The sequence below is a fragment of the Aquimarina sp. MMG016 genome, from assembly GCF_018100805.1.
Classification (GTDB): domain Bacteria; phylum Bacteroidota; class Bacteroidia; order Flavobacteriales; family Flavobacteriaceae; genus Aquimarina.
On record NZ_JAGJEA010000009.1, the window covers coordinates 39051 to 55635 of the forward strand.

A 16585-nucleotide genomic window follows, 5' to 3' on the forward strand; every position below is an offset into this window, starting at 1 on the left:
TTATGAGTATTTTAGAGGTGAGTAAGTGAGTAGTTTTATTTATTATGTTTGGATGCTAAATGTTTTTTAAATGAAGTAATCATCTTAGATATTTCTGTAATATCAGCTCTATTTTTCTCATTTAATTCTTCAGATATAAAACCACGCAATCTTGCTTTCGTACTACAAACAATACACTCATGAGCGCTATCCCAAGCCATTTGAAGATATCTATTAAACTGTGCGTTTGAACTCGCTGAACCCTCTGCTATATTTAAAGCAATAGAATCCGCTGCTCTTATAAATTGAGAAGACAATCTATATATTTCTTCTTTTGGAAAATTTATTATTTGATCATTAACCGATTCACCAAACTCAATGGCTTTATTATAAATAATCAAATCTTCAAACTTAAAATGATATTTACTTCTCAATATATTTAACTTTTAACCCTTATTGAGTTTTGCATGATCTCCGAAACCCTCTCACATACTAACATACTCAAAAACTCAAATACGATATTTATCCATTTCTATTTTCAATTTCCTTATAAGCGGCAATTACTTTTTTGACTAGTTTATGACGTATCACATCCTTATCATCAAGATAAATCATACCTATTCCTTGAATATTTTTTAACACTAAAAGAGCTTCTTTAAGACCTGAAGTTACTCTACGTGGTAAATCAATCTGTCCTGGGTCTCCCGTTATTATAAATTTAGCATTTTTACCCATACGAGTCAGGAACATCTTCATCTGGGCATGAGTAGTATTCTGTGCTTCATCCAAAATTACAAAAGCATTATCCAGTGTACGACCGCGCATAAATGCCATTGGAGCGATTTGGATAATTCCTTTTTCAATAAAACTATCTAATTTTTCTGCTGGAATCATATCCCTCAGAGCATCATACAAAGGCTGCATATATGGATCTAGCTTTTCTTTGAGGTCTCCTGGTAAAAATCCCAGGTTTTCACCCGCTTCAACAGCTGGACGAGTAAGAATAATTCTTCGTACCTGTTTTTCTTTTAAAGCTTTTACTGCCAGTGCTACCCCAGTATACGTTTTACCCGTTCCTGCAGGACCAATAGCAAAAACCATATCGTTTTTATTTGAAGACTCTACTAATTTACGCTGATTAGCAGTCTGAGCTTTGATCAACTTCCCCCCTACACCATGAACTAAAGTCTCACCACTAATGGCAGAAGTTTCATAATCAGCCTTACTTTCACTGGTCAATACTCGTTCAATTACATTTTCATCCAGTTTGTTGTACTTACCAAAATGATCTAACAGCATATTAAGACGGGTGTCAAACTCTTCTAGCATCTCTTCATCGCCATATACTTTCATTTTGCTACCTCTAGCTACGATTTTTAACTTAGGGAAATATTTTTTTAGTAGTTGAATATTACCATTCTGAAGTCCAAAAAACTCCCTGGGATTAATTTCTGTTAGTTCAATTATAAGTTCGTTCAAAAGCTATAGAAATTTTAGTATGATTTGTTTTTAGGATTGACTAAGTTTGCTGAAGTTATTTTGCAGTTTTTAGAGGGAAAACAAATTGTAAAACGCAACCAGGAATACTTTTTAAGATTTAATATATTTTTATTACTAAAAAAATACCTGAATATTAGGTTTTATACATCAACTTATTGTCAGAACAAAAACTTTGAATAACTTCTAAGCAAATTTACATATTTTTAAGTGCTTACAATTAAAAGATATTAACAATTCGTTATAGATGCCAATAATAACATTAACTACAGATTTCGGAATCAAAGATCACTTTGTATCTGCTGTTAAAGGAGCAATCTATACAGAACTACCAGATGCCAGGGTTGTTGATATTTCACATGAAATATCGCCTTTTCATATTACAGAGGCGGCCTATATTATCCAAAACGCTTATAAGAGTTTTCCCAAAGGAAGTATTCATATAGTCGGAATTGATAGTGAATTACACCCTGAAAATAAACATATTGCAGTAAAACTAGACGATCATTATTTTATATGCGCTAATAACGGCTTGATATCATTAATTGCTTCAGAATTTAATCCCGAAAAAGTAGTAGAAATTAATATTCATGACGCAATTGTCACTAATTTTCCGGTATTAGATGTTTTTGTAACAGTGGCCTGTCATATTGCACGTGGAGGAACATTAGAAGTCATTGGTAAAAAGATACCAGAAATTAAAATGATCAAAGGCATCACTCCTATTGTTAATGTGGGAGACAAACAAATTGTCGGAAGTATTATCTATATAGACAATTACGGAAATTTAATCACTAATATTACTCGTAAACTATTTGAAGAAGTAGGAAAAGGAAGAAAGTTTAAGATTACGGCACGCAATGCAGTATTCGAAAATATTTATAACAGATATAGCGATGCCATTAATTTTGAGATAGAAAAAAGTAAACGCGAAGAAGATGGTAAAAAATTGGCTGTTTTTAATTCATCAGGATATTTAGAATTAGCCATTTATAAAAGTAATCCTAAAACTGTCGGAGGAGCTTCCAGTTTATTTGGGTTACATTTCAGAGATACAGTGAGTATTAGCTTTGAGTGAAATAGTTCGAGAGTCTTTGAGCAGGTGAGTTAATGAGTAATTAGTTGGTTAATGGGCGTTCGGGCAGGCTTTCAACTATATCTTTTTATGTACTCTCGAGTGAAGTCGAGAGTACATAAAAAGGATGTCGTTTCAATCCTTAACGCAAAAAAAAACTTTGTAGCTTTGCCTCTTTGAAACTTAGCAACTAGAAAAATGATCATTAGAATTGTAAAAATGGGCTTTATCCCAGAGGAGATAGATGCTTTCTTAGAGAACTTTGAAAAAAACAAAAACAAGATCCGAAATTTTAAAGGTTGTAGACATCTGAAACTCATAAGAGATATTCATAACCCTAATCAATTCTTTACATATAGTCATTGGGAATCTGAAGCACATCTCAATAACTACAGAAACTCTGCGTTATTCAAAGGGGTTTGGGCAAATACCAAAAATAAGTTTAATCAAAAGCCAGAAGCCTGGAGTGTAGAACAAGTTTGGGGTTCAGAATAATAAATTCATTTTTACCATATAATTTCAAAAAAGAATGTTAGCAATCATACGAAAAGAGATCAATACTTTTTTTTCATCAGCTGTTGGATATCTGGTTATTGCCATTTTTCTAATTCTTAGCGGTTTATTTTTGTGGGTGTTCAAAGGGCAATTTAATATTCTGGATAGCGGTTTTGCAGACCTTTCCCCTTTCTTTCAGATTGCACCGTGGATTCTATTGTTTTTGATCCCGGCAGTAACGATGCGAAGCATTTCTGAGGAGAAGAAACAAGGAACTTTAGAATTGTTATTAACAAAACCAATACAACATTGGCAGCTTATTTTTGGAAAATATTTGGGTGCTCTACTTTTAATTTTAATGGCATTGTTACCTTCAATATTATATATCATCACTATATATCAATTAGGAAATACTGAAGGTAATCTGGATATTGGAAGTACTTTTGGGTCTTATATTTCACTATTACTGCTATGCGCAGCCTATGTATCTATAGGGATCTTTGCTTCTTCAATAACTAATAATCAAATTGTAGCTTTTCTTACTGCACTATTCTTATGTTTTTTAGTTTATTATGGATTTAGCGGTTTAGCTAATTATTCCTTATTTGGGTCATCAGACTATTTTCTAGAACAACTAGGAATGAAGTTACATTATGAACGTATAAGTCAAGGCGTAATAGATACTCGTGATGTCTTATATTTTCTGAGCATTATTGCACTTTTTGTTTCATTAACTGTTATAATCCTCAGAAAAGGCAATGCAAAACAAAAACTTAGACCTTTAGGTATTGTGGTTATAGGAGTTGTTATTATAAATTTGATAGGCAACTCTGTATATGACCGATTTGACCTTACTAATGATAAAAGATTTACACTTTCTGAGGCAACAGAAAACCTAATCCTCGAAGCTGAAGTCCGAATTGCAATCGATGTGTTATTAGAAGGTGATTTTCCTTCAGAATTTAGAAAATTACAGGTTGAAACTAAACAATTACTCGAAGAATTCAATGCCATTAATCCAAATGTGCAGTATGTTTTTACTAATCCTCTGGAAGAGGAAGAGTTCAGAAGAGAAACCATACAAGAATTACAAAAATTTGGTTTAACTCCTATGGAGGTTAGCGTTCAGGAAAGCGGTAAAACAGAGATTGAAACCGTTGTTCCCTGGGCAATTATGAATTATCAGAATAGAAGCGTCAAAATTCCTTTAGTCAAAAACACTATGGGTGCTACTTCAGAAGAGCGGGTCAACAATTCTATTCAACAATTAGAATATACTTTTGCCGATGGTTTAAAAAAATTAATTCATCCTAAAAAACATAAAATTGCAGTTTTAAAAGGTAATGGTCAATTACCAGATGTTAAGATTGCTGACTTTATTAAAACACTTCAGGAATATTACTTTGTTGGAGCATTTACTTTAGATTCTGTAGCTACTAACCCCTCTAAAACACTAGAAGGTTTACAAAAATTTGATATGATCATCAATGCAAAACCTACAGAAGCTTTTACTGAGAAAGAAAAATACGTTCTTGATCAGTTTATCATGGATGGTGGTAAATCTCTCTGGTTAGTAGAATCTGTAGCTATGGAGATTGATAGTTTATTTAATCCAGAAGGTGTTTCTCTGGCCACTATAAGAGATTTAAGACTAGGAGATGCTTTATTTTCTTATGGTGTTCGTATTAATCCTGTTCTCATAAATGATCTATATTCAGCTCCTTTGGTTTTAGCTTCAGGACGAGGTGATAATACTCAATTCACTCCGTATAAATGGTTTTATGCTTCTTTGACTCAAAATAATACCAATCACCCTATTGTAAAGAACACAGAGTCTGTACGGTTTGAATTTTCAAATCAAATAGATACTCTTAAGAACGATATCAAAAAAACAATTTTACTAACAAGTTCTGAAAGAACTAAGATTGAAGGTGTTCCAAAACCTGTACGATTAGGAGTAATTCATGAGAAACCAGATATAAATAGTTATAATCAGGGGTCACAAAATCTTGCGGTGTTACTGGAAGGTAGTTTTAAATCTGTATACAAAGATCGCATTAAACCATTATCTATTGAAAATCAAAAAGACAATAGCTTAAACACCAAAATGGTTGTTGTTGCCGATGGAGATATTATCAAAAATGGTACTCGAAAAGGAAAACCAATCGAATTAGGACTTGATCCATATCTCAATATCAAATATGGAAATAAAGAATTCTTACTCAATACGATAAATTATCTTCTTGACGATTCCGGTTTGATAGCAGTACGAGGTAAAGAAATTAATATTCCATTTTTGAATATCGAAAAGGTGGTCAATAATAGAACTTTTTGGCAAGTAATAAATATTTTGTCCCCCCTACTAATTCTTGGAATTTTTGGATTTATATTTTCGTTTCTAAGAAAGCGAAAATATCAGAAATAATGACATTTCTGTCTAATTTTTATTTTTAACAAGTTAAATAGAAATTTTATGAAAGAGTATCAGTCATTTGAAACAGAAAGGCTACTACTTAAACCAACTTCTGAAGAGGACGCCTCATTTATAGTAGAATTGTTTAATACTCCTAAATGGATAAAAAACATTGGAGATAGAGATGTTAAGTCAATAGATGATGCTATTGAATATATTAAAAGTAAAATGACTCCTCAATTAAAAAAGCTTGGCTATTCAAATTATACTGTAATTAGAAAATCTGATGGGGTTAAATTAGGTACTTGTGGGTTATATGATAGAGATGGATTGGATGGGATTGATATTGGATTTGCTTTTCTTCCACAATATGAGAAAAAAGGTTACGCCTTCGAAAGCGCCAGTAAAATATTAGAAGTAGGGATTAATATTTTTAGAATAAAGTGAATAAGCGCCATTACGATTAAAGAGAATGTAGCTTCTCAAAAATTAATAGAAAAATTAGGGCTTCAGTATATAAATGTTATAAATTTTCCTGATGATGACGAAGATTTATTATTGTACAAACTACAGGTATCATAAAGTGGATTGTCGTATCTTTATTATAAACTTCTATAAATGAATTCAACTGAATATATAAAGGGTACAAAAAAGCAGTTTTTATATTATAAATCTATTGCTGAAAAAACTTTTGACACACTAACTGATGAACAAATATTCTGGCAATACAATGACACAAGCAATAGCATAGCTATGATTGTAAAACACCTTTGGGGAAATATGATGTCGCGATGGACAAATTTCCTTACTGAAGATGGAGAAAAGACTTGGAGAAAGCGTGATGCAGAATTTGAAAATGATATCAAATCCAGAGCAGAAGTATTACAAAAATGGAACGAAGGATGGCAGTGTTTGTTTGACGCTTTAGATAGCGTTAACGATACTAATTTTAATCAACCGATCTATATTAGAAATGTAGAACATAGTATCCAGGATGCTGTTAACCGTCAACTAGCACATTATCCATACCACATAGGTCAAATTATCTTTATCGGAAAAATGATTCAGGATAATAAATGGCAAAGTTTATCAATTCCTAAAGGAGAATCTGCAACATATAACAAAAAAAGATTTGCCCAACCAAAACATAAAGCGCACTATACAGACGATCTTATGTATGATCCTCATAAATCTTAATTTCTTAATTCATTCATATAGTCAATAACTCCTTATGGTTTGTTAATAACTAACGTTTTTGGCATAACAAAATCCTAATAGATTACAATTATATTTGCCTAAACTGTACATAAACGAGTCACACACATATGAAATTTATAGTATCTAGTTCTTACTTACTAAAACAACTTCAGGTATTAGGTGGTGTTATTAGCAATAGTAATACTTTACCTATTTTAGATAACTTCCTATTCGAATTAGACAATAACACATTAATGGTTTCTGCATCAGATTTAGAAACTACAATGTCTGCCAAATTAGAAGTAGAATCTTCTGATCAAGGAGTAATTGCGGTACCGGCAAAACTATTATTAGAAACACTAAAAACCTTTCCGGAACAGCCTTTAACTTTTGTTGCAGGAGATAGTAATACTGTAGAGATTAGTTCTAATCACGGTAAATATGCTTTGGCATATGCTGATGGAGAAGAATTTCCTAAAGCCGTAGAGTTAGAAGATCCTAGTTCCACAAACATACTTGGTGATATTTTGGCTACAGCAATTGGAAAAACCATTTTCGCAACTGGTAATGATGATTTAAGACCTGTGATGAGCGGTGTGTTTTTTCAATTCTCTACAGAGGGTTTAACTTTTGTTGCTACAGATGCTCATAAATTGGTGAAATATTCCAGAGAAGATGTAAAAGCTTCTCAGGCGGCAGAATTTATTATGCCAAAGAAACCTCTAAATCTGCTAAAAGGAATTTTAGCTGGAAGTGATAGTGAAGTTACTATTGAGTATAATGAGTCTAACGCTAAATTCACTTTTGATGAAACTCAGTTAATCTGTAGATTAATTGATGGAAAATATCCAAACTATGAAGCTGTAATCCCAAAAGAAAATCCTAATAAACTAACCATTGCTCGTACTCAGTTTTCAAACTCAGTGCGTAGGGTTTCTATTTTCTCTAACAAAACTACACATCAGATCCGTCTTAAAGTTGCCGGAGCAGAATTAAATATCTCTGCAGAGGATATTGATTATTCTAACAAAGCAGAAGAAAGATTAACCTGTGATTATCAAGGCGATGACATGCAAATTGGTTTTAACTCTCGTTTCTTAAGCGAGATGTTAAACAACCTAAGTGCGGATGAGGTACAATTAGAAATGTCGTTACCAAACCGTGCCGGGATATTGACTCCAATCGATGGTTTAGATGAAGGCGAAAATGTAACAATGCTAGTAATGCCTGTGATGCTGAATAGCTAATATTAAGCATTAAATATGATATATAAATCCAACCACTTTGCAGTAGTTGGATTTGTTTTTTATGCTTAAATTGTTAAATATCTAAAACAATTATATTGCCTTGCACAAACCCTTTCTTTGACTTAGAAAACAAATAATAACAAATTAAACCAACATAATATATTTACACATGAAAATCTCTTTAGAACAAGCAGAAAAAATTATAGCTGCTGCCAAAAAAAAGTCAATTGCTTTAGACACTAAAATGAATATCTCTGTAGTAGATGCAGGAGCTAATCTTTTGGCTTTTGCCAGAATGGATGGAGCTTGGTTAGGTTCAGCTGACATATCATTGAAGAAAGCAAAAACAGCTCGTTTCTTTGATATGAATACTGGTACTATTGGAGAACTATCTCAACCTGGAGGCTCTTTATATAATATAGAACATTCTAACGGAGGTCTAATAACATTCCCTGGTGGGGTACCTATCAAAAATGGAAACGGTGAAATCATCGGTGCTATTGGAGTAAGTGGTAGTACTGTAGAGAATGATCATGCGGTGGCAGAAGCTGGCGCTACAGCATTGTAACGATTTTATATAAAACGTGTGGATTATCAAGATTTTATATAGCATAATCTACACGTTTTTTAATAGTAGTTTTACTCCCATTCATGGCTACTAGCAACACCAGAAATATGAAAAAAATCGTTAGTTACATTTGGCCACTTACCAAAAAAATTCAGTCTAAAATTAACGGAACGTTGGAAATTACCTGGATGAATGGTAAAAAGGTGTTGGATAGTGAAACAGCCAATTATTCTTACGGTTCGTTACAGCGGGTTTTAGATTATGGATTATCTAAAATATACTTTGATAGTAAAGCAAGCATCCTTTTGTTAGGAATGGGTGGAGGAAGTGTTATAGATACATTAAGAAATAGATATAACCACAGGGGTCATATTACTGCCATAGAAATTGATCCGATAATTATTCAATTGGCAAAAGATGAATTCTATATCACAGAAAATAAAAACTTAAAGATTATTGCTGAAGATGCACATCGTTTTGTAATTAATTGTAAAAACACTTATGACCTGATCATCATGGATCTCTTTATTGATCTAAAAGTACCTGAAGAATTCTACAAAATTGAATTTTGGGATCAACTTATTAAATTAATGAAACCAAAAGGGAATGTGCTTTTTAATGCAGGTATTCAACTGGATGACGATTCTGATCTACAATCTCTCATAGCAAATTACCCTAAAGAGATAGAATTTCATCTACACGATAATGTTCACGGGACAAACACCCTGCTTATCGGAAGAAAAAAATAGTATCTTCGTGAGTGATTTTTACTACCGTACTTATGAACGCAAAAAGTCTTACTGGTACTGCCCAAACCATAGCATCTTATATTCATAGAACACCGGTGTTAACCTCCAGACTTCTCAATGAAATTGCAGGAGCAAAACTGTATTTCAAATGTGAAAACTTTCAGCGAATGGGGGCGTTTAAAATGCGTGGTGCCACACACGCTATTCTTCAATTATCTGATGAGCAAAAAGCTAAAGGTGTCGTTACACACTCTTCGGGTAATTTTGCACAAGCCCTATCACTTGCCGCTCAGAGTTTAGGAGTTAAAGCATACATTGTGATGCCATCAAACGCTCCTCAGGTGAAAAAAGATGCGGTAGCTGATTACGGCGGACATATTATAGAGTGTCCTCCTACTCATAAAGATCGCGAAGAAACAGCAAATAGGATTCAAACTGAAAAAGGAGCAACTTTCTTACATCCTTATAACGACCATAATGTTATATTAGGACAAGGTACTGCAGCTTTAGAGTTATTAGAAGATTATCCTGATTTGAAATATATATTCGCTCCTGTGGGTGGAGGCGGTTTAATCGCTGGTACGGCACTGGCAGCACACTTTTTTGGCAACAACTGTAAAGTCATTGGTGGAGAACCTTTTGAAGTTGATGATGCGTATCGAGCAGTACAAAGCGGTAAACTAGAAATTAATGAAACTACTAATACAGCCGCTGATGGACTGAAAATGCCATTGGGTGATCTTACCTTTCCTATCATACAAAAATATGTCTCAGAAATTATCCGGGTAGATGAAAAAGAAATTATATCGGCTATGCGATTGATTTGGGAACGCATGAAAATTATTATAGAACCTTCTTGCGCTGTTCCTTTTGCTGCTTTATTAAGAGAAAAAGAACATTTTCAAGATAAAAAAATTGGAATAATTCTCTCTGGTGGAAACGTTGATTTGGGTAATTTACCATTTTAAAAAAAACACTTCAACCATTTATCACGTTAAAATATACGCTCAATCTATGTAATAATTGTTGTATAGATATCCATACCCCTAATTCTACCACACTATCAGGTTTCATAGATGGTATAACTTCTTTAATGATAGAGTCATTAATTTCCGCAGGACTATTGGATATTGCCTTTGTTAACATTATGGTTGCAGCTTCTTCTTTGGTTAGACAAGTATTAGAAAATAAATTGGTAAGCAATTTTTTGCAGGATGATGTATCAATTGGAGTAGCTTGTCTTCCTATTCTTTTTATACCCTCTAAAGTGTCTATTCCAATATCCGGGATTAATTTTAAAATAATCACTTCAGCTTCTTTGGCAAGTGCTTTGTTTTGAATTGTCAAATAGTACACAAGACTGGAAAGATATTTAACCCTTAAACCTAATTCAGTTGTTACCGGATCAAGGTTACTTTTCAATACAAAGGTCAATGTCTTAATAACTCGTTTACTTTTTATGTTTTTCAAAAAAGGAAAAGTATATCCTGTATATTTTTCAAGGTATACCTTTGATTGTTCATAATTATCCGGCACACCTTTGGTCCAACGTTTTTCCATCATAACAGCCCAGGGAGCATATCTAAGAATACGCAAGTAGGTTAGAAAATTATCTTTTTTTATTGGTTTTGTATTAATCTCAGATAAATCAATATTCGATTCACTATGTTTTCCGGGATCCCAACCAATCGATAATAGCAGCTTACCTACATCTTGTATAGAACCTGTTTCAAGTTCAATTCCCACAGCATCCATAAATTTATTCAGGAACCCCATTAAACCAATAGAAAATATTATTTTATCTATTTCTTCCCCAGTCAAGTAAGAAGTCAACTTACTATAATTTTCTTTAGTTAATTGAGAAGGAATTGTTGACATTCCTTTGGCTAGACTTACTACTGCTTCTTCTAATTCTGTATACTCACGCTCACCAGAAATAACTTTTGAATCCAAGCCTCTACGCAGGGCAAAAGAACAACAATGTGCTGTACAGTATTGACAGCCTGCTTCTTTACTAGCTGTATACATTGCTAATCCCATTAATTGTTTCAATAATTTTCCTTTCCATAAAGAATTAGGTAAACCCAACAAATTAGGGACCAAAATATTATATGTTCTGAATCCTGTAGGCCAAATTTCAAGGATGGGATCAGCATTAGGTATTACTCCTATCAATTCATTGACTAATGAAAGCATAGGATGATAATTCTTATGTAAAGTCTCAAAATTTATTGCACAGGGCTGCAGTTGTTGAGCAAGAGTAGGTACCATTATGTAAAGAGTTGGTTAATATGCATACAATTTAAAAAATGTTTGTGTCATTTCTAAATTATTAACCATCAATATAAACATTACAAACCTTAAAACTAATCAATTAGTTAAAATACTAATAAATTAGTTGTAAAACTAAAATATTAGTAGTATGTTTGTTTTGTAAAATTGATATAATGCAAAAGTTAGCCAAAAGAGAAGAACAAATCATGCAAAGTTTATGGAAGCTCGACAAAGCTTTCATAAAAGAAATTATTGAAGAACTCCCAGAACCAAAACCACATTATAATACAACTGCCACTATTGTTAAAATCTTAGAAGAAAAAGGTTTTATTAGTCACGTAGCTTATGGAAATAGTTTTCAGTATTACCCACTAGTCTCTAAGGATGAATATCAGAAAGAGGTATTAGGAGAAGTAGTTAATAATTACTTTGACAACTCTCCTATGGCTTTGGTAAAGTTCTTTGCTAAGGAAGAAAAAATCAATACACAAGAATTAGAAGAAATCATTCAATTGATAAAAAACAAAAAGTAATGGATTATATCATTCATAGCTCAGCCTTAATAGGATTATCATATATTGTATATAAGTTTTTCCTTTCGAAAGAAACTTTTTACCATTTAAATAGATGGGTTCTTTTATCTTTAATTGTGCTCTCCTTTACTTTACCGTTTATAACTATCCCAGAAAGTTTGTCCTTTAAAAGTGTGGTAGTTGAGGAATCAACTGTTATAACAAAGAGTCCACCAGTTTCAGTTATAGAAACTCCTCAAAATACTGCAGTTATTGATGAAGTATCAACTAATGATTCACCATCAATTACTACAAGCCATATCAGTACTAATTTAGATTGGAAAACAATCCTTGTATACATTTATGTATTAGGAATTATGGTATTCGGTGTACATTTTCTAATCCAATTAGGAGTTTTATTATACCGAATCATAAAATATCCAACTATAGAAGTTGATGACTATAAAATCATCGAAACCAATAAAAAACATGCCCCCTACTCTTTCTGGAATCGAATATTCATGAATCCCAGCCAATATAACCCAGACACTTATTTGCAGATTCTAAAACATGAACAAATGCATATCAAAGGAAAACACAGTATTGATATGCTTTTAGTTGAGTGTTTAGTGATGTTACAATGGTTCAATCCTTTTGCTTGGTTATATCGAAAAGCTATTGATAACAATCTTGAATATTTGACCGATGAAAGTATGCTTACTATTGGTGAGGATAAAGAGGTCTATCAAATGAATCTTTTAAAAGTCTCAACTCCTAATATGCCTACAGGCTTGGCAACAAGTTACAATCAATCATTTCTCAAAAAACGAATACTTATGATGAATTCTAAAAAATCGACAGCAAAATCAGGATGGAAATACCTAATCATTATTCCATTACTAGCACTTACGGTATTTTCTTTTAATCCGGTTAAACCAAGTACCTCTCTTGTAGTAGCTAATGAAAAAGAACCCGAAAACATGATCCTAAACCCTGAAAAACAAAATATAGTTTCTGAAGCCGATGGAGATTTTACCAGAGGGGTTTGGGATGCTGAAGTTGGTGGCGGAAAATTATGTATAATGTTTAGAAGTGCAGAACCTCTGAAAAGAAATTTCTGGTCTACGACAAGATGTTATGATCCTTCGTTTTTTGCCAATTTCCCAAAAGGAGATAAACAAAAGTTAGAGATCACCAGAGATGCTGGTACCATGACACTCATTGGTGAGTTTGATGGCAAAATTGGTGACGGGCGATATACATTTACTCCTAATACTAATTTTATCACTTCTTTGAAAAACTATGGTTTAAACGCTGATAACAATGACTTAGCACATTGCTTCTTAACTGATTTTGATACTACATACCTTGCCTATCTAAAAAAAGAAAACCTTTCCATAAATCAAGATGATTTTGAAGATATTATTCATAAATCATTATCTCTTGATAAACTAAAAATATACCGAAAAGAGTTAGCCAGGTTAGGGTACAACAGTTATACTATGGAAGAAGTTGCAAAGCTTAATCTATTTGATGTTGATGTTGCTTATATCTCTTTTATCAATAAAGTTAACAGTTCCAAAACATCATTGAAGAAAATCACCAAAGCCAAAATTCATAATCTCACTCCAGAGTTTATCAACTCATACAAAGACAATGGTTATGGTAGCATGTCCCTGGATGATTATATGAAGCTAAAAATTCATAATGTAACTCCGGATTATATAGCATCTTTTAAGAAAGAAGGATATACAAATATCTCTGTAAAAGACGCTAAGAATCTAAAAATCCATAATGTATCACCAAAATACATTCAGTCTTGGAAAAGTATCGGATATAATAATATTACACTTAAAGAAGCCAAAGAATTAAAAATTCATAATGTTACACCAGGATACATTAACAGCTTTAAAAAAATAGGATACCCAAACATAACACTACAGGAAGCGAAAAAACTGAAAATTCATAATGTAACTGCGGAACTCATTACATCATACAAAAATGCCGGACAAACTAATCTTTCATTAAAAGAGGCGATTAAGTTAAAAATTCACAATGTAACTCCAGGTCAAGTTAAAGCAACTTCTGGTTATTCTTCTAGCTCTACTAGTAACTCAGGAAAAGGCTATCAAGAAACTCAGCAAACACCCAATGATTTCATAAAAGCATTTAAAGCCCTTGGGTATGAAAATATTGAAGTAGATGATATCATCTCTCTTAAAATTCATAATGTAACACCAGAATTCATAAAAAGATATCACAATGCAGGATACAAAAACATTCCTTTAGATGATGTCGTAGGATTAAAAATTCATAATGTAACACCAGATTTTATTGATACTTTCAAAAAGGCAGGATATAAGAACATTTCCTTAGAAGATGCTATGTCTTTAAAAATTCATAATGTTTCTCCCGACACAGCTTCAGCATATACTAAAATTGGATATAACAACCTTACTATAGACGATCTAATGTCTCTAAAGATTCATAACGTATCACCAGAATTCATAAAAGAATTTAAGAAGACTCGGTTTGGCAATCTTCCATTAGATGATATTATATCGTTTAAAATTCATAATGTAACTCCAGGGTTTGTGAAGCCTTTTGAAGATTTAGGATACAAAAATATTACAGCGGATCAAGCTATGAGTCTTAAAATTCATAATGTAACTCCAGAATTTGTAAAATCTTTAAAAGATCAGGATCCAGATATATCGCTTGAGCAAGCAACCAGAATAAAAATTCATTTTTAAAAACTAATTAATACATATTCATCAATCAAAAAAACCTGCAATTTTGAAAGTTGCAGGTTTTTTTGATTAATAAACAGTATTCTAGCATGCTAGCATCTGATCTAAAATAATACCTATAACTCCTTCTCTAGCGTCATCAGTCATGTTCAGACTATTAGCTTTTACAATTTGTTTTTGAAACTTCCTTATACACCTATTTCTTCCACCACCATTTAATGAAACAAGTTCGTTTCTTGTCAATTTTTTCATTCCCTTTAAATCTATCATAACTTTGTTTTAAATATTGAGCAGCTAAATTAGAGAATAGGATTACTTCCTTTCCTACCCGAAATGGGTGTTTTTTAAACTATAAAATCAAATTATTAATATATTACTCCACAAATATTCATAAACCAATAAAAAGGTTGTTTCGTTATTTATGCAACCCTATTTGTCGATGTATTCTGAGTGAATTATCTTTTTCTCTACGCCAATATGAAATGCCGGTTCCTGCAGCATTTCCGGAAAATCCAGAAGCTGTCCATTCTACATAGAATCCACCATATTTGATGTAACCATCTCCTACTTTATCATATGCATAGGTCATCAACTCCAGAGCATCTATTTTTGCCGGATTATGATAATATGCTTTATAGTGATCTAACAAAACAGACTTTCCTGTTTTAATCGTATCTGCAAATGGCAAGTACATTGCATCATCTGTATATGCATCAGCGGTTTTTTCGGGGATTCTTGCAAATACGTTACTCTTACCCAAAGTTGAGTAGGCATCTAATTCTCTTGGAATTGTAATAGCTTTAGGTTCAGCGATACTAGCCTCTGAGACAAAGAGCAAAGTAGGATCATCGATACGCTTTAAATATCCAAATGCTTCTGCACGTATGGTTAGTTTTCCGGTTACATTCTTTTTCCAAACATTAAGATATTTACCTTCTAATTTTTCTGAGTTTTCAAAAACCTTGGTAAACAATCCTATCTCAATAATTTTGTCAGTAAATTCTAAAATATCTACGGTTTGCCTATGATATTCTTTGATATTCTGTCTGGCAAATATGGTATCATAGTATATTTTAATATTATCATTATTTACTATTAGCGGATTGTAATCTGTCATTAACAAAGATTCTTGATCATAAAGATCACGTATGGTTTCAAACGATCTTGTCTTTGCTGCATTACTTATTTTTTGATTGTATTGAAGTAAAAGGTCTTCTACTGTTTCTGATTGTTCAACTTTATCAACTTTATTACTTTTTGAGTTTTCGCAAGCTAATAGTGTTATTAATACAATCGCTAAGAATATATATTGCTTCATTATTTTACTATTTTTAAATTCTGAATTTTGTTTAAGAAGTCATATTAAAAATCACTTTCCAGATTTTCAAAGAATTATCTTCCATCCTTCTGAAAACAAATAGATTTTTGGTTTCAAACCTATTGAATGCATTGTTATTAATGGGATAAAAGGTCCCTGTCACTTTACCATGCATCACCACAACCTTTTCAAAAGAATGCATTTCAACTATTTCGTGCTTCATATCGACACATCCGTATTGCTTTTCGTTATTGATATGTTCTATCAATTCAGTTTTATTAGTAATTGCAGAATGATTAGGCGCCATATGAACTAAATCATCAACCCAAACCTCCATTTTATCTTCGGTTGATACGGTAACGTCATCCAATACTTCTAAAACCATCTGCACTAATTTTTCATCTTGTTCTTTAGAATAATTGTTGGTTTCTAAATGATTTTTACATTGTATGCATAGTAACATAGTTGTTATAACTACAGAGAGATGTCTAACTTTCATTTTCTTGTGATT

At 32.5% G+C, this 16585-nt stretch carries 17 protein-coding genes; 11 read left to right on the forward strand and 6 right to left on the reverse strand.

The genetic code is table 11. The annotated features are described in order from the left end of the window. Window positions 1–35: 35 nt before the first annotated feature. On the reverse strand, window positions 36–413 hold the full coding sequence (locus tag J8M14_RS16285) for a four helix bundle protein (protein WP_211075874.1): 378 nt from the start codon (window positions 411–413) through the stop codon (window positions 36–38). Between the two features lie 88 nt (window positions 414–501). Next, entirely contained in the window at window positions 502–1458 is a 957-nt protein-coding gene (locus J8M14_RS16290) for a PhoH family protein (RefSeq protein ID WP_211075875.1), read from the reverse strand. A gap of 265 nt (window positions 1459–1723) precedes the next feature. Here J8M14_RS16290 and J8M14_RS16295 point away from each other — a divergent pair, with 265 nt between their 5' ends. The 9 genes from J8M14_RS16295 to J8M14_RS16335 all read left to right on the forward strand — a co-directional run bounded on the left by J8M14_RS16295 (window position 1724) and on the right by J8M14_RS16335 (window position 10188). After that, window positions 1724–2554, forward strand: a complete 831-nt coding sequence (locus J8M14_RS16295) for an SAM-dependent chlorinase/fluorinase (RefSeq protein ID WP_211075876.1) — start codon at window positions 1724–1726, stop codon at window positions 2552–2554. 195 nt (window positions 2555–2749) lie between these two features. Beyond that, entirely contained in the window at window positions 2750–3046 is a 297-nt protein-coding gene (locus J8M14_RS16300) for an antibiotic biosynthesis monooxygenase family protein (protein WP_211075877.1), read from the forward strand. Between the two features lie 34 nt (window positions 3047–3080). Beyond that, window positions 3081–5471, forward strand: coding sequence for a gliding motility-associated ABC transporter substrate-binding protein GldG (gene gldG / locus J8M14_RS16305; RefSeq protein ID WP_211075878.1), 2391 nt, complete (start codon window positions 3081–3083; stop codon window positions 5469–5471). A 48-nt stretch (window positions 5472–5519) separates the two neighbouring features. Next, window positions 5520–5906, forward strand: coding sequence for a GNAT family N-acetyltransferase (locus J8M14_RS16310; protein ID WP_348772853.1), 387 nt, complete (start codon window positions 5520–5522; stop codon window positions 5904–5906). 171 nt (window positions 5907–6077) lie between these two features. Further along, window positions 6078–6656, forward strand: coding sequence for a DUF1572 family protein (locus tag J8M14_RS16315; RefSeq protein ID WP_211075879.1), 579 nt, complete (start codon window positions 6078–6080; stop codon window positions 6654–6656). 128 nt (window positions 6657–6784) lie between these two features. Further along, a complete protein-coding gene (gene dnaN / locus J8M14_RS16320) occupies window positions 6785–7903 on the forward strand; it encodes a DNA polymerase III subunit beta (RefSeq protein WP_211075880.1) in 1119 nt (372 codons plus the stop codon). Between the two features lie 169 nt (window positions 7904–8072). After that, entirely contained in the window at window positions 8073–8471 is a 399-nt protein-coding gene (locus tag J8M14_RS16325) for a heme-binding protein (RefSeq protein WP_211075881.1), read from the forward strand. A gap of 107 nt (window positions 8472–8578) precedes the next feature. Next, window positions 8579–9220: a fused MFS/spermidine synthase gene (locus J8M14_RS16330; RefSeq protein WP_211075882.1), complete on the forward strand. Its 642-nt coding sequence runs from the start codon at window positions 8579–8581 to the stop codon at window positions 9218–9220. A gap of 32 nt (window positions 9221–9252) precedes the next feature. After that, window positions 9253–10188: a pyridoxal-phosphate dependent enzyme gene (locus J8M14_RS16335; protein WP_211075883.1), complete on the forward strand. Its 936-nt coding sequence runs from the start codon at window positions 9253–9255 to the stop codon at window positions 10186–10188. 10 nt (window positions 10189–10198) lie between these two features. On the opposite strand, the gene J8M14_RS16340 is transcribed toward J8M14_RS16335, so the two are convergent. Then, window positions 10199–11416: a hypothetical protein gene (locus J8M14_RS16340; RefSeq protein ID WP_211075884.1), complete on the reverse strand. Its 1218-nt coding sequence runs from the start codon at window positions 11414–11416 to the stop codon at window positions 10199–10201. A gap of 251 nt (window positions 11417–11667) precedes the next feature. Between J8M14_RS16340 and J8M14_RS16345 the strand changes: the two genes are divergently transcribed. Beyond that, on the forward strand, window positions 11668–12027 hold the full coding sequence (locus tag J8M14_RS16345; RefSeq protein WP_211075885.1) for a BlaI/MecI/CopY family transcriptional regulator: 360 nt from the start codon (window positions 11668–11670) through the stop codon (window positions 12025–12027). Beyond that, entirely contained in the window at window positions 12027–14759 is a 2733-nt protein-coding gene (locus J8M14_RS16350; RefSeq protein ID WP_211075886.1) for a M56 family metallopeptidase, read from the forward strand. The genes J8M14_RS16345 and J8M14_RS16350 overlap by 1 nt, the downstream gene beginning before the upstream one ends. A gap of 81 nt (window positions 14760–14840) precedes the next feature. Here J8M14_RS16350 and J8M14_RS16355 read toward each other — a convergent pair whose 3' ends face one another. The 3 genes from J8M14_RS16355 to J8M14_RS16365 all read right to left on the reverse strand — a co-directional run bounded on the left by J8M14_RS16355 (window position 14841) and on the right by J8M14_RS16365 (window position 16573). Continuing rightward, entirely contained in the window at window positions 14841–15026 is a 186-nt protein-coding gene (locus J8M14_RS16355) for a hypothetical protein (protein WP_211075887.1), read from the reverse strand. A 145-nt stretch (window positions 15027–15171) separates the two neighbouring features. Next, window positions 15172–16074, reverse strand: coding sequence for a hypothetical protein (locus tag J8M14_RS16360; RefSeq protein WP_211075888.1), 903 nt, complete (start codon window positions 16072–16074; stop codon window positions 15172–15174). A 31-nt stretch (window positions 16075–16105) separates the two neighbouring features. After that, complete coding sequence (locus tag J8M14_RS16365; protein WP_211075889.1) at window positions 16106–16573, reverse strand: hypothetical protein; 468 nt, start codon at window positions 16571–16573, stop codon at window positions 16106–16108. Between the last annotated feature and the right edge of the window lie 12 nt (window positions 16574–16585).